This is a genomic window from Streptosporangium nanhuense, from assembly GCF_059358815.1.
Genome location: NZ_JCADBG010000012.1, coordinates 148634 through 162114, shown reverse-complemented (window position 1 = coordinate 162114; position 13481 = coordinate 148634). Strand labels below are relative to the sequence as shown.

The 13481-nt window shown below is 70.9% G+C and carries 13 protein-coding genes and 1 tRNA gene; 6 read left to right on the top strand and 8 right to left on the bottom strand.

Annotated elements, in window-relative coordinates; all coding sequences use genetic code 11:
• The first annotated feature begins 90 nt into the window (after positions 1-90).
• The 4 genes from AC5L38_RS23435 (at position 91) to AC5L38_RS23420 (ending at position 4364) form a co-directional block, all read left to right on the top strand.
• Positions 91-1779: a molybdopterin-dependent oxidoreductase gene (locus AC5L38_RS23435; protein ID WP_495244965.1), complete on the top strand. Its 1689-nt coding sequence runs from the start codon at positions 91-93 to the stop codon at positions 1777-1779.
• 205 nt (positions 1780-1984) lie between these two features.
• Positions 1985-3163, top strand: coding sequence for a threonine synthase (locus tag AC5L38_RS23430; protein WP_495244964.1), 1179 nt, complete (start codon positions 1985-1987; stop codon positions 3161-3163).
• A 129-nt stretch (positions 3164-3292) separates the two neighbouring features.
• Positions 3293-4048, top strand: a complete 756-nt coding sequence (locus tag AC5L38_RS23425; protein WP_495244963.1) for a toxin glutamine deamidase domain-containing protein — start codon at positions 3293-3295, stop codon at positions 4046-4048.
• Positions 4049-4094: 46 nt separating this feature from the next.
• Positions 4095-4364 (top strand): SUKH-4 family immunity protein, encoded by a 270-nt coding sequence (locus AC5L38_RS23420; protein ID WP_344919251.1) that lies wholly within the window; start codon positions 4095-4097, stop codon positions 4362-4364.
• 172 nt (positions 4365-4536) lie between these two features.
• Here AC5L38_RS23420 and AC5L38_RS23415 read toward each other — a convergent pair whose 3' ends face one another.
• The 8 genes from AC5L38_RS23415 to bcp form a co-directional block, all read right to left on the bottom strand.
• Positions 4537-7053, bottom strand: coding sequence for an ABC transporter permease (locus AC5L38_RS23415; protein ID WP_495244962.1), 2517 nt, complete (start codon positions 7051-7053; stop codon positions 4537-4539).
• A 1-nt stretch (position 7054) separates the two neighbouring features.
• Entirely contained in the window at positions 7055-7819 is a 765-nt protein-coding gene (locus AC5L38_RS23410) for an ABC transporter ATP-binding protein (RefSeq protein WP_495245063.1), read from the bottom strand.
• Positions 7820-7994: 175 nt separating this feature from the next.
• The gene (locus tag AC5L38_RS23405) at positions 7995-8555 is read right to left on the bottom strand and encodes a DUF1707 domain-containing protein (protein WP_495244961.1); all 561 of its coding nucleotides are present in this window, start codon (positions 8553-8555) and stop codon (positions 7995-7997) included.
• 9 nt (positions 8556-8564) lie between these two features.
• Positions 8565-9230: a response regulator gene (locus AC5L38_RS23400; RefSeq protein ID WP_495245062.1), complete on the bottom strand. Its 666-nt coding sequence runs from the start codon at positions 9228-9230 to the stop codon at positions 8565-8567.
• Positions 9231-9253: 23 nt separating this feature from the next.
• Positions 9254-10453 carry a sensor histidine kinase gene (locus AC5L38_RS23395; protein ID WP_495244960.1) on the bottom strand — a complete coding sequence of 400 codons (1200 nt, stop codon included), beginning with the start codon at positions 10451-10453 and terminating at the stop codon, positions 9254-9256.
• A 732-nt stretch (positions 10454-11185) separates the two neighbouring features.
• Positions 11186-11258, bottom strand: a tRNA-Leu gene (locus AC5L38_RS23390).
• Positions 11223-11723, bottom strand: a complete 501-nt coding sequence (locus AC5L38_RS23385; protein ID WP_495244959.1) for an HNH endonuclease signature motif containing protein — start codon at positions 11721-11723, stop codon at positions 11223-11225. Before AC5L38_RS23385 ends, AC5L38_RS23390 begins: the two co-directional genes overlap by 36 nt.
• 73 nt (positions 11724-11796) lie before the next feature.
• Positions 11797-12261, bottom strand: coding sequence for a thioredoxin-dependent thiol peroxidase (bcp, locus tag AC5L38_RS23380; RefSeq protein ID WP_495244958.1), 465 nt, complete (start codon positions 12259-12261; stop codon positions 11797-11799).
• 109 nt (positions 12262-12370) lie between these two features.
• Between bcp and AC5L38_RS23375 the strand changes: the two genes are divergently transcribed.
• A complete protein-coding gene (locus tag AC5L38_RS23375) occupies positions 12371-12703 on the top strand; it encodes a DUF3618 domain-containing protein (protein WP_495244957.1) in 333 nt (110 codons plus the stop codon).
• Positions 12704-12823: 120 nt separating this feature from the next.
• Positions 12824-13336, top strand: a complete 513-nt coding sequence (locus AC5L38_RS23370; RefSeq protein WP_495244956.1) for a hypothetical protein — start codon at positions 12824-12826, stop codon at positions 13334-13336.
• Positions 13337-13481 lie beyond the last annotated feature (145 nt).

Below are 13481 nucleotides of genomic sequence, written 5' to 3'. Positions count from 1 at the left end.
AGCACCCGCAGGGAAGGCGAGCGGGCGTCCGGCCGGGCTGTAATCGGGGCGTAAGAACCTGCGGTCCCGTATGGGCGTAGCGTCGGGGTCATGCAGAGCAACAGGCGCATGCCCTTCTGGGCCTCGGCGCTGATCGGCCTGGTGTCCGGCGCGATCGCGGTGGGGGTGTCACTGCTCGTCGCGGGCCTGGTGAAACCCGCCGCTTTCCCGGTCGTCGCGGTCGGCAACGCCGTTGTCGACCTCACCCCGGCCCCGCTGAAGGAATGGGCGATCCGCACCTTCGGCGAGAGCGACAAGACCGTGTTGCTCGCCGGGATCCTGCTGATCCTGGCCGCGATCGCCGCCGCGCTGGGAAGGGCCGCCGTCCGCGACCTCCGGTACGGGCTGGCGGGCCTGGCCGTGTTCGGCCTCGTCGGCGTCGTCGCCGTGCTGACCCGCCCCGGCTCCGGGCCCATGGACGTCGTCCCGACGCTGGCCGGGGTCGGCGCGGCCATGCTCGCCCTGCGATGGCTCGTCCGCCGATCCCTCGTACCCGCCGATGACCCGGCCGTCTCGTACGGAGGCGTGCCCGGCGCCGTGGGCGCGGCGGGGCCCGCGCACGGCATCGGGACGCCGCCGCCGGAGACCTCGCCCGAGCCCCTGCCGGAGGCGGGGGAGCGCCGTGATCCGTCGACACCGTCCGTCATGCGGGCGGGGAACGACCTGCGCGCCTTCGACCGCAGGGGCCTGCTGACCGGGGCGGTCGGCGGCGTGGTCGTCGCCGGGATCGCGGGAACGGCCGGGCGGATGTTCTCGGGGCAGGCCGAAGTGAGCGCGGCGCGCGGCGCCGTCACGCTGCCCCGGCCCGCGAAACCCCTCGCCGCGCTGCCCGCCGGGGTCGACCTCAGGATCAAGGGCCTGTCGCCGTTCGTCACCCCCAACCTCGACTTCTACCGGGTAGACACCGCCCTGATGGTCCCCCAGGTCGACCCGCGCGACTGGACCCTCACCATCCACGGCATGGTCGACAGGCCCGTGGAGCTCACCTTCGCCGACCTGATGAAACGCGCCGTGGTCGAGGCCGACGTCACGCTCTGCTGCGTCTCCAACGAGGTCGGCGGCCCCTACATCGGCAACGCCCGCTGGCTGGGCGTCAGCCTGGCCGGGGTGCTGCGCGACGCGGGCGTCCAGAAGGACGCGGACATGCTGCTCAGCACCTCCGCCGACGGCTGGACCGCCGGAAGCCCGGCCGACGTCGTCATGGACGGCCGCGACTCCCTGCTCGCCTTCGGCATGAACGGCCGTCCGCTCCCCGTCGACCACGGCTTCCCGGTCCGCCAGGTCGTTCCCGGGCTCTACGGCTACGTGTCGGCCACCAAGTGGGTCACCGACATCAAGGTCACCCGCTTCGACCGGGACGAGGGCTACTGGACCCCCAGGGGCTGGTCCGCCAAGGGGCCGATCAAGACCGAGTCGCGCATCGACCTGCCCAGGGACGGCGCGACCGTCCCGGCGGGCAAGACCGTCGTCGCGGGTGTCGCCTGGGCCCAGCACAAGGGCGTCGACGCGGTCGAGGTCCGCGTCGACCAGGGGCAGTGGCGCCAGGCCCGCCTCGCCGAGGCCCCCACCGCCGACACCTGGCGCCAGTGGGTCCTCGACGACTGGGACGCCACCCCCGGCAGCCACACCATCGAGGTCCGCGCCACCGACGCCACCGGCTACACCCAGACCGGCGACCGCGCCCCCATCGCCCCGGACGGCGCCACCGGCTGGCACACCATCACCGTCGAGGTCGCCTGACCTCCGCACCTCTCGCAGCCCGCGCCCGGTGTGGGTGAACCGCCCTCCTGCCCGCGCGGGAGGGGCGCCGGCCTGGATCGTGGCGTCATGCTCGGCCGGGATCACCCCCGACCGTGCGAGGGCGACACCGAGGCCGGTGTGGCGTTTCACCGGACGGGGGATCATTTCCGCGTGCGCGGAGGAGTGATCAGTAGGATCCGTTCATGTGAACGGTCCTTCGCTTGCTCTTCGCCAGCGTTCGCTCGGTGACGCCTCGGTCGAGTTCCCGCTGTTCCCGCCGCTGACCCGGGGCTGTCCCCTGACGAGCACGAGCGAGATCGCCTACCCGCTGGAGGTCGTCTACGACTACGAGCGGGTGGACGGGAGCCTGTTCGGCCAGGAGCCCGGGCCGGACATCGCGCGGTGGTCGCCGTTGCTGCCGCCGCTGGACGCGCCCACGCTCGGGGAGGGCGGGACGCCGCTGGTGAAGGTCGGCGACGTCTACGTCAAGGACGAGTCGAGCAACCCCACCTGGTCGCACAAGGACCGGCTCAACCGCGTCACCGTCAGCGCCGCCGTCGCCTGCGGGGCGCCCGGCGTGGTCGTGGCGTCGTCCGGCAACCACGGGGCCTCGGCCGCCGCGTACGCCGCCCGCGCCGGGCTGCGCGCCATCGTGCTGACCTCGGCCGACTCGCCGCCGGCCGTGCAGGCGTTCACCCGGGCGTACGGCGCCACGGTCGTGTCCGTGCCGGTCGAGAGGCGCTGGCCGCTGCTGCGGGAGATCGTGGACCGGCTCGGCTACCACCCGGTCAGCAACCAGACCGTGACGCACACCGGCCACCCGTTCGGGCCCGAGGGCTACAAGACGATCGCGTACGAGCTGTTCCTGCAGCTCGGCGAGGTGCCGGCGGCGGTGTTCGCGCCGACGGGCTACGCCGAGCTGCTGTACGGGGTGTGGAAGGGCTTCGTGGAGCTGCGGCTGCTCGGTGTGGCCGGACGGACCCCGCGGATCTTCTCCTGCGAGCCGGTGGCCGGCGGGCCCCACGCGCGGGCGCTGGCCACCGGCGCGCCCGCCGCGATCGTCGAGGCGGGGTCCAGCGACGCGTACTCCATCGCCGGGCCGGTCGGCGGACATCGGGGCGTGGTGGCCGTGCGCGACAGCGGCGGCGAGGCGGTGCTGGTGACCGACGACGAGCTGCGGGCGGCGCAGCGCGACCTCGCCCACAAGGGGCTGTGGCAGGAACTGGCGGGGGTCGCGGGGCTGGCGGCGTACCGGAAGCTGCGGCGCGACTTCGACGGGCCGGTGGTCTGCGTGGCGACCTCCAGCGGGTTCAAGGACGTCGGGGTCGGCTCGCGGAGCTACCCGGTCGTGGAGCACCCGACACTGGACGACCTCATGTCCTGAGCGACGCAGCAGGGCTTCTCCGCTGCCCCATCCCAGGGCGGGCGCCGGGCTTGTAAATGGTCAACTCCTCGGTGTCGCGAAGGGGGCCGCCCTACTATCTGGCTCCCAGGGGATGGCGACGGGGGAGCCGTGAACGAGTGGAATCTGGCCTCGGGGGTCTACAACCCCGTGGTGACGGCCGACGGGCAGCGGTGGCGGGACTTCGAGCTGGAGGTCCAGGTGCCGGTCGTGGCACCGGCGCCGCGCGAGCGCGAGCGGGAGCGGATGCGCTGGGGCCCGGCGCGGCTGGACCAGTGCCGGCCGTACGGGGTGGCGGGTGGGCTGGCCAGGCCCGATCCGCAGACCGAGGAGGACATGCTGCGGGCCGTACCCCTCACCGAGCAGGGCACCCCGCGCCGCTTTCCCGACCCGCGCGGCATGTGGATCAGGCTGATCAACGGGACCGGCCCGGCGGACGACCCGTTCCGGGCGACCAACGCGATCGACTGCGCCCTGTCGGTGCTCTCCACCTGGTACGGCTCCCCGGCGGTGGCCGCGCCCCGCAGGCCCGAGTACGACCGGGTGGGCAAGCCGCTGCTCAGCGGGGAGGCCGGGGGAGTGGCCAGGGCGGAGCGGTGGCTGGGGCAGCGGTTCCAGTACGTGGGTCAGGGGCGTCACTCCTACCTCCCGATCGCGCAGGCGCTGCTGGCCGGGGGGCACGGCTCCTCGGCGGTCATCGTCAACCGCTGGCCCGCCGGGGGAAGCCACGCGTGGAACGCGGTGAACTTCGACGGCGAGGTGATCTGGATCGACGCGCAGCGGGGTCACATGGCGGTGGAGCCGCCGTACGAGTCGGTGACCGGGGTGTTCTGCGTCGTGATCGACAGGGCGGGGCGGCGGCTGTGACACCCTTCCCCCTGAAGGCAGGTTCCCGCGAGACGAGGAGGACGGCGTGAACCCGGACCAGGCGAGGGCGGTGGCGGAGGAGTACTTCAACGGGGTCCGCGGCCCCGGCTCCGCCGTCGAGATCAGGATCTACGCCTTCAACGAGGGCTATGTCGCCTGGTCGAACGAGCCCGAGTCCGACGATCCCAGCGTGCTGCCCGACACCGTCGGCTCCGGGTGCGTGGTCATCGACAGGGCCACCGGAGAGATCGTCATCCGGCCACTGCTCAACCCCGAGACCGTGGCCGAGCAGTGGCCGGGACGCCGCCCCCGATAGCGAGACGTCCCGGCCACCGGGCCCGGCCCGCGTGCGGTCGGGCCGGGCCCCGGCGGGTCCCGGCGTGCTGGGGACGCCTCCGCTCCGGGGCGCGAGCCGCTCGCCACTCCCGGTCCCGCCCGCTGCCCGGCCTTGGCGGTTTCTCCCGGTCCCGCGTACCGCCCGGCCGGGGTCAGCCGCTCGCGAGCGCGCCCACGACCGAGGCCCGCGCCGCGCGCCGGGCGGGCAGGACGGCGGCGAGCACCCCGGCCAGGCCGGACAGGGCCACGAACGACAGGATCTGCGGCACCGGCAGCTGGAAGATGACGTTGTCGGTCATCGTCCGCGCGGCGGCCCAGCCGAACGCGATGCCCAGCACCACCCCGACCAGCGCGCCGATGAGGCCCAGCACCAGCGCCTCGATCGAGAGCATCCGCCGCAGCTGGGGCCGGGTCAGGCCGAGCGCCCGCAGCAGCGCGGACTCGCGGGTGCGCTCGTGGACCGACAGGGACAGCGTGTTGGCGATGCCCAGCAGGGAGATGAGCACCGCCAGGCCGAGCAGCCCAGTGATGATCATCAGCATCATGTCGAGCGCCTCGTCGAACTCGCCCCGCATCGCCGTCGAGCTGAGGACCTTCGCCGTCGGGTAGGCCTCCGTCGCCGCCTCGACCGCCGCGAGCGCCCGGTCCGGGTCCACGCCGTCCCGGTTCTTGATCATCACCCGGTTGTCGCCGACCTCGCCGAAGTAGCGGTCGAAGTCCCGCTCGGGCACCGTCAAGGTGGCGAGGGTCGCGTCGACGTCGGAGATGCCCGCGACCGTCAGGCCGACCGCGCCCGCCTTCGCCGTCCGTACGGTGATCCGGTCACCGACCCCCAGCTTGAGCCGTTCGGCGACGCGCTCGGCGACGAGCACGGTCCCCGGCCCGAGCCGGTCGAGCGAGCCCGCGTCGAGCGGCGGGTCGAAGCCCGGCGCCGGGGTGAACGTCCCCACGTCGTACCTCGTGGTCCCGGTCGCGAGCCTGGCGGTGGTCTCGCGGAAGGCGATGACCGAGGCCGGCTCGGGCCTGGTCCGCAGGCCCTCGGCGATCGCACGGGGCAGGCCCGAGTCGCGCTCCTGGGTCTGCACCATGTAGTCGAAGGGGAACTGCTCGTCGAGCTGCTGGGTGTACGTCGCCCGCACGGTGCCGGTGACGACGGAGATGACCGTCATCAGCGTCACGCCCACGGTGAGCGCCACGGTGGTGGTCGCCGACCGCTTCGGGTTGCGCCGGGAGTTGTCCACGGCCAGCCTGCCGGGCACCCCGAAGATCCTGGCGGGCACCCACCCCGCGAAGGCGGACAGCCGCTTGACGATCACCGGCCCGAGGGTCAGCACCGCGAGGAAGACGAACGAGCAACCGGCCATGACCACCACGAGGGCGGTCTCACCGGGCTTCATGGACATCCCGGCCACCGTGACGCCCACGCCCACGACCAGGAACAACCCGGCGAAGATCATTCGTACCAGACCGGTCCTGAAGGTCTGCTCCTCGGCCTGCGAGCGCAGCGCCGCGATCGGCGCCACCCGCGTCGCCGCCCGCGCGGGCAGCAGCGCCGCGACGACCGTGACCGTCAGGCCGATGACCAGGCCCAGGGCGATGGTGCGCGGCGTCAGGGCGACGGGAACGTCCGAGGGCAGTGGCGCGTCGAACGCCGTCAGCACGGCCAGCGCTCCCGCGCCCAGACCGGTGCCGAACAGCAGGCCGAACACCGACGACAGCAGGCCGACCACGGCCGACTCCAGCACGATCGACCCGAAGACCTGCCCGCGCGTCGCCCCGATGCACCGCAGCAGCGCCATCTCGCGGGTCCGCTGGGCCACCAGGATGTTGAAGGTGTTGTAGATGACCAGCGCGGCCACGAACATCGCCACCACGCCGAACAGCAGCAGGCCCAGCATCAGGAAGTCGCTGTTGGCGCCGTTTGACCTGGCCAGGTCCGCCGCGTGGCGTTCACCGGTCCTGACCTCGTGCCCCGCGCCCACGGCCGCGGCGACCGAGCCGCGCAGCGCCTCCTGGGTGACGCCCTCGGCGGCGGAGACGTCGACCTCCCGGTACCCCTTCTGCCCGGTCATCATCCTGGCCGTGTCCGTGGTGTAGCCGACCGCGCCGAAGTATCCGAGCTCCTGGTCCAGGCCGATGTCGATCAGGCCCACCAGCGTGAACTCGTGCCGGACGTTCTTCGCGTCGAGTACCGCGATGACGTCACCGAGCCTGAAACCCCTGGTCCTGGCGGTGCCCTCGTCCAGCACGGCCTGCGTCGCGCTCCTCGGGGCCGCGCCGCTCACGATCGAGGTACGGTTCAGCTCACCCTCGGGCAGGGAGATGCCCGCGGTGGGAAAGTCGCCGGCGGCCTTGCCGTCCTTGCCGAGCAGGGCGGACGTGCCCCGCACCAGCCCCTGGGCGTCGGCCACCCCCTCCAGGGCGCGCACCTTCTCCAGGGTCGCCTCGGAGACGGCCGGAGTCTCGTCGCCGTCGCCCCCGGCCCGGGGGATCACGGCGACGTCGATCCTGTCGGCCGCCGCCGAGAACTTCTGGGTGAAGCCCGCGTCGATGGTGTCGGTCAGCACGAACGTCCCCGCGATGAAGCCCACCCCCAGTGCGATCGCCAGCGACGTCAGCACCAGCCGCAGCCGGTGCGCCCGCAACCCGGCCAGCGTCGTCCTGCGCACCTCACGCCTCCAGCTTCATCAGCGTGTCCAGCACCGACTGCGGCGTCGGCCCGGTCAGCTCGCTGACCAGCAGGCCGTCGCGGAGGAAGACCACGCGGTCGGCGTAGGAGGCCGCCACCGGGTCGTGGGTGACCATCACGATCGTCTGGTCGAGCTCGCGTACCGACATCCGCAGGAAGGACAGCACCTCGGCGCCGCTGCGCGAGTCCAGGTTGCCGGTGGGCTCGTCGGCGAAGATGACCTGAGGCCTGCTGACCAGGGCGCGGGCGACCGCGACGCGCTGCTGCTGGCCGCCCGACAGCTCCGTGGGCCGGTGACCCAGCCGGTCGCGCAGACCCATGGTCTCCACGACCTGGTCGAACAGCGCGGGGTCGGCCAGCCGGCCGGAGATCTCCAACGGGAGCCGGATGTTCTGCTCGGCCGTCAGCGTCGGCAGCAGGTTGAACGCCTGGAAGACGAAGCCGATCCGCTCGCGGCGGAGCATGGTGAGCTTCTTGTCGTCGAGCCCGGTCAGCTCCACGTCCCCGACGCGCACCTGCCCGCCGCTCACCGTGTCCAGCCCGGCCAGGCAGTGCATCAGCGTGGACTTACCCGACCCCGAGGGGCCCATGATCGCGGTGAAGGCGCCCGCAGAGAAGGTGATGTCCACCCCTCGCAGCGCGTGTACGGCGGTGTCCCCCCGGCCGTAGACCTTGGTGAGACCCCTGGCCGTCACGGCCGGCACCGCGCTTCCCCGCGCGTCCCACGCGCCGACCTCTCCGGTGATGGTCACGGCAGCTCTCCTCAACAACGTGTGGCGTTATGACTGACCAAACGTTATTGACGAGGAAATGGGGATTCATCAGGCATTAAGCCGGTATTGCGGGGCGGTGGAGAAGCCCAGAGAGGGACGGGCGCGACCTCCGTCGTAGCGCCGCCTCGGCCATTCGGCCGAGCCGGTGTCACTTCCGCGGGTATTTGATCTTAAGGTTTCCCAAGCCGACCTTGCCGGTGACGCGCAGCACCGGCGCGTCCGGACGGCCCGGGTCGGTGGCCTTGTTGGTGATCGTGCCCATGTTCGTCGTCAGCGAGTCGACCCACACGGTCCACCCCCGCGGCACGACCACCAGGATGCTGCCCATCCCGCAGGTCGCCTCCAGCAGCACCTCACGGTGCGAGCACACCGCCTGGGTGAAGTCGATCTTCACGCTGCCCGAGGTGCAGCTCGCCACGATGTGCGCGGGCACCACCCAGTAGTCCTTCTGCTGCACGTGCCCGTGCTTCGTCCGCAGCTCCAGGACCCCGCCCACGCCCCCCGGCGCGACGAGCGCGGACCTGTCACGCGGCAGGTCGGCGGTGAGGGCCCTCAGGTCGTCGTACGTCCTGGCGGCCTGCGTCCGCTCGATCCGCTCCTCCAGCTCCTCAAGTGTGATCCGCCCCTCTCCGGCGGCCACGCGGAGCTGCTCGATAACCACGTCCCGGTCGGCGTGCGACGCGCGGAGCTGACCCTCAGGGTGCGTCATGAGGTCATGCTAGTCGGCGGAATGCGGAGTTACGATTCCTGATTCATAGGCATATACGACGACCTGCGCTCGGTCCCTCAGGCTCAGTTTGGCCAGTATCCGGCCCAGGTGCGTCTTGACCGTCGCCTCCGCCAGCTCCAGCCGACCGGCGATCTCCATGTTCGACAACCCCCTGGCCACCAGGACCAGCACCTCCCGCTCCCGCGCGGTCAACCCGGTCAGCACCGCGGGCTCGGCCGCGCCCGCCGAGGGAAGGTGCACCGCGAAACGCTCCAGCAACCGCCGCGTCGTGCTCGGCGCCACCACCGCGTCCCCGCTGTGCACCGACTGGATCGCGCTCACCAGATCGGCGGGCGGCACGTCCTTCAGCAGGAACCCCGACGCCCCCGCCTTCAACGCCGCGAACGCGTACTCGTCCAGATCGAACGTGGTCAGGATCAGCACCCGGGGCCCGCCGGCCGCCGAACGGATCAGCCGCGTCGCCTCCACCCCGTCCATGACCGGCATCCGCACGTCCATCAGCACCACGTCGACGGCGACCGTCCGCAGCGTCTCCACCGCCGCCGCCCCGTTACCCGCCTCCGCGACGACCTCGATCCCGGGATGGGCACCGAGAACCATCCGGAACCCGGTGCGCAGCAGCTCCTGATCGTCGACCAGCATCACCCGGATCACCTGGTCGTCCACCACGTGCCCCGTCAAGCCGCCCGACCCGCCCCGGTATCGCCGATCGGCAACCGCGCCACCACCCGGAACCCGCCGCCCGGACCGGGCCGCGCCTCCACGCTCCCGCCGAACAGCGCGACCCGCTCCCGCATGCCGACCAGGCCGTGCCCGCCCTCGCGCTCCGGCGTCGCCGTGCCACGACCGTCGTCGGTCACCCGCAAGAGCAGCTCCCGCACGCCGTACTCCATCTCGACCGTGGCCCTGCTGTCCGGGCCGCCATGCTTGAGGGTGTTGGTGAGGGCCTCCTGCACGATCCGGTAGACCGTCAGCTGCTCCCCCTCGGGAAGCTCCCGGGGAACGCCCGACACCCGCAGCTCCACCGGCAACCCCGACTCCCGCACCTGCGCCAGCAGACCGTCCAGCTGCGACAGGCTCGGTTGCGGAGCGTACTCCTCCTCCACACCGTCGGCCCGCAACACGCCCACCATCCGCCGCATCTCGGCCAGCGCCCTGCGCCCGGTGGCCGACACCGCCTGCATCGCCCTGCGCGCCTGCTCGGGATCACCGTCGATCGCGTACGCCGCCCCGTCGGCCTGCACGATGATCACACTCACGTTGTGCGCGACCACGTCGTGCAGCTCACGGGCGATCCGGGCCCGCTCCGCCGCCGCGGCGAGCCTGGCCTGCTGGTCGCGCTCCCGTTCCGCCCGCTCGGCCCGCTCCTCCAGGCCCTCCAGGTAACGGCGGCGGGTGTTCGCGTAGATCCCCGCCATCCAGATCGCGATCGCGAACGCCGAGGCCGTGGCGAAGGCGCTCGGATCGAGACCCCTGGGCACCCGCCCGAACACCAGGAACAACCCCAGCTCCACCACCAGGCCCGCCCCGACCGCCCAGCGCAGCGAGCGCCGCGACGCCACGCCGTACATGGCGACGAGCACCGAGATGTTGAAGAACAGGACCTGCACCCCGAGAAGCCACTGGACGAAAGAGGTCAGCGAGACGATCGCGAAGACCTCGACGGGACGCTCGCGCAGCCAGAGCAGCGGCACGAACAACAGCAGCGTCAGCCCCGCGAACCCCCACAGCCCGAGCCGCTCCGCCCCCCAGGCCACCATGTCGATCACACCGACGGTCCAGACGTTGAGCAGCGAGACCAGCAGGAACGGGGTCAGCCAAAGGGCGTCCGTGATCCTGGGATGGCGCCCGCTCCAGGCGCGTAGTCTGCCGAACACATCACCACGATATGTATGCGCAGCTCAGCGCCCTTCCCCCTAAAGGTGGAATCCGGTGTACCACTCAGGTCGCACATCGGGCCGCACATCGGATCGGGCGTCGGGCCGGGCTCGGGCGGGTGTTGGGCACGGCTTACGCGGCCTTTACGGTCACTGGGGCACCATGGTTTCCGGGAGCGCCCTATGGGGTGAGTAAAGGGAGATTGTTTGTGGTGATCAATCACAACGACGCCAGGTCGCGCGGCCATGAGGATGGGCCGCGCGACCTGTCGGTTTTCTCCCGCCGACCCGGATAGCTTTCCCCGCCGACCCGGATCGCGCCAGGCCGGACGGCTGCCACGCGGGACAACCGCGGCCCCGCTCGCCCGGATGTTCCGGAGCCCTGACCCGATCGCCGGACTGCCCGGGATTCTTCATTCGGTGGTGAGCGTCGTGCCGTCCCGGGCGCCGCGACCGACCTGGGCCGGGCCCCGCGCGGGAGACGCGCCGGGGCCGCCCTCCACGACGAGACCACGCGAACCCGTATCCCCGCCTCCGCCTTCGCCCGACGCGGCGCGATCCTCCTCGAGGACGGATTCGCGCAGTAACTGAATGGCTCTGCGTATGACCGCGGATCTCGAAGCGAAGCGTTTTTCGCTCCGGCAGTATTCTATGAAGAATGAATCCTGGGGCGATATCGTTACGCTGGTGTCTATTGATTTTATGTCGACCGGGTGACCCTGAATTGTTTTGTAGGGCCGTCGGGATTCGAACCCGAACTGTCACGGACCTAAACCGTGCGTCTCTGCCTTTGGACTACGGCCCCTTGATTTTCCTGCGAATTCTCTGTCTGTGAATGGCAATTCGGGCAGAGGAAACGCAGATTTTCTTTTCGGTTATCTAGCCAGTTGCCATTGATGTGGTCAACGTGCAGTATCAATGCCCGGCCCTGCCAGGTGTCCCCGATCCTACATCCCGCGCAGTGGTACGGCACCCCGATTGCGATCATGCTGCGCCTGAGCTGCCTCGGATGCGGGCGAGAGCTACCCTCTGGTCGTATGGCTAAGACCTGTTCCGGGCCGCGTCGCCTCGGTGAGGACTGTCCTCGCAGATGCGCTTGGCCGAGGAAGTGCGACGTGTCGATTCCGAAGCGCTTCAGCTGGCGGCTGATGTGGTTGTAATTGCCGCCCGCGATGGTGATGCCGAGACGGCGGAGGACGTCGGCGATGCTGAAGGAGTCGGCCGCGGCCTCCGCCGGCATTTCGGGGGTGTATTTATATTTGATGGGCACGCCCCAAGCCTAGGCAATGGGACTGAAAATTCTTGGGGCATGCGCACGTCATATCAAATGGCGAAAAACGGTGTTATTCGACGCCGAGTTCGCGGCGGAGGCGGGCCACGTGGCCGGTCGCCTTCACGTTGTAGAGAGCCTTCTCGATCTTGCCGTCGGCGTTGATGACGAAGGTGGAGCGGATGACCCCGACGGTCGTCTTGCCGTACATCGTCTTCTCCCCGTACACGTCGTAGGCCTTGTGGACCTCAAGGGAGGGATCGGACAGGAGCGGGAAGGTCAGGGCGTCGTGCTCGGCGAACTTGGCGAGCTTGGCCGGGCTGTCCTTCGAGACGCCGAGCACGGTGAACCCGGCCGAGGTCAGCGAGGCGAGGCTGTCGCGGAAGTCGCAGGCCTGCTTGGTGCAGCCCGGGGTCATCGCGGCGGGGTAGAAGTAGAGGATGACGCGCTTGCCGCGGTGTGCCTCCAGCGACACGGTGGTGCCGTCGGCGGCGGGAAGCGTGAAGTCCGGGGCGGCGTCGCCCGGCTCGAGTTTCATGGTGTTCCTCCGAGGAATGGTTCCCCGGTCAACTTACCGGCCTGCCCGAAGTGTCGTGGGCGGGCCGGACCTGACAGACTGATCAATCAAGGAGTAGGGGAGGAGAGCCATGGCGGACACCGATCCCGCGGAGTTGGAGCGGCGGATCGAGCGCACGCGCGCGGAGTTGGCCCAGACGGTGGACGCCATCGCGGACCGGGTGAGCCCCAAGCGGGTCGCGGCCCGTGGTGTGGCGAAGGTCAGGGCGAACGCGGAACACCTCGTCGCGCAGGTCGGCGACATGGTGGGCGGCGCGGCGGGGCCGAAGCCGGTCAGGCTCGCCGGCGAGCCCGAGGACCTGTGGGCGGACGACCGGCCGGACCTGGCGCCCATCCTGATCGGGGTGGGGGCGGTGCTGGCGCTCGGCGCGGTGGTCGTGCTGTGGCGGCGCCGTCGTCGCTGACCCGGGGTTTCGAACGTCGCCGACGGCCGATCGGCGGTCCTGAATTGAGTAGGGGTTTACTCATGTGACCTTTTTCCTGCGCGCGGAACATCGCAGTAGGTGAAAGGGAGGGGTAAATCCATGAAAAACATCATTCGCGCTGCGATCGCGGTGGTCGCCACCACCGGTCTCATGCTGACGGTGGCTCCGGCCGCCTTCGCCGCGACGTCAGCCTCCTCGACGTCCTCAGCGTCCTCGGCGTCCTCGGCGTCCGCGTCGGCACGTGACACCGACGACAGCTTCGAGCAGGAGTCCAGGAACGGCCGGGCCACGCTGGAGGCCGAGTACTCGGTCAGGGGCGACGAGGAGGAGGACAACACGTTCAGGCTGCGGGGTGCGCTGTACGACGGTGACAGGCGCACCCTCCGCCAGGGCGGTCGTTGTGCCTACGTCGAGATCCAGGCCATCTCGTCCGACGACGAGGACTGGGACGTCGTCAAGCGCGACAGGCTGTGCAGCTACGACGACACCAAGCGCTTCCGCGTCACCGCGCACGACGTCAGCGAGGTGCGGGTCAAGACCTGCCAGGTCAAGTACCGCAGCTCGTCGACCTCCAGCTGCAGCAGGTGGGAGGAGCTCGACCTGGGCTTCTGAGGTCTCTCGGAGGTCCGGCCCCCCGGGCACGGGAGCACCCCGAGCCCCCGTGCCCGGGTAAGGGGCTGTGGAACGACGGGAACGGGCACTCGCCGGTGGAACGGCGGGTGCCCGTTTCGCGTGCCGGCCGGAGAACGGGCGGGCC

What these genes read in the sequence shown, in the direction of transcription:
- AC5L38_RS23375 (WP_495244957.1), top strand. Translation starts at nt 12,371, where the DNA reads ATGGCGGACACCGATCCCGCGGAGTTGGAGCGGCGGATCGAGCGCACG.
- bcp (WP_495244958.1), bottom strand. Translation starts at nt 12,261, where the DNA reads ATGAAACTCGAGCCGGGCGACGCCGCCCCGGACTTCACGCTTCCCGCC.
- AC5L38_RS23405 (WP_495244961.1), bottom strand. Translation starts at nt 8,555, where the DNA reads ATGACGCACCCTGAGGGTCAGCTCCGCGCGTCGCACGCCGACCGGGAC.
- AC5L38_RS23370 (WP_495244956.1), top strand. Translation starts at nt 12,824, where the DNA reads ATGAAAAACATCATTCGCGCTGCGATCGCGGTGGTCGCCACCACCGGT.
- AC5L38_RS23435 (WP_495244965.1), top strand. Translation starts at nt 91, where the DNA reads ATGCAGAGCAACAGGCGCATGCCCTTCTGGGCCTCGGCGCTGATCGGC.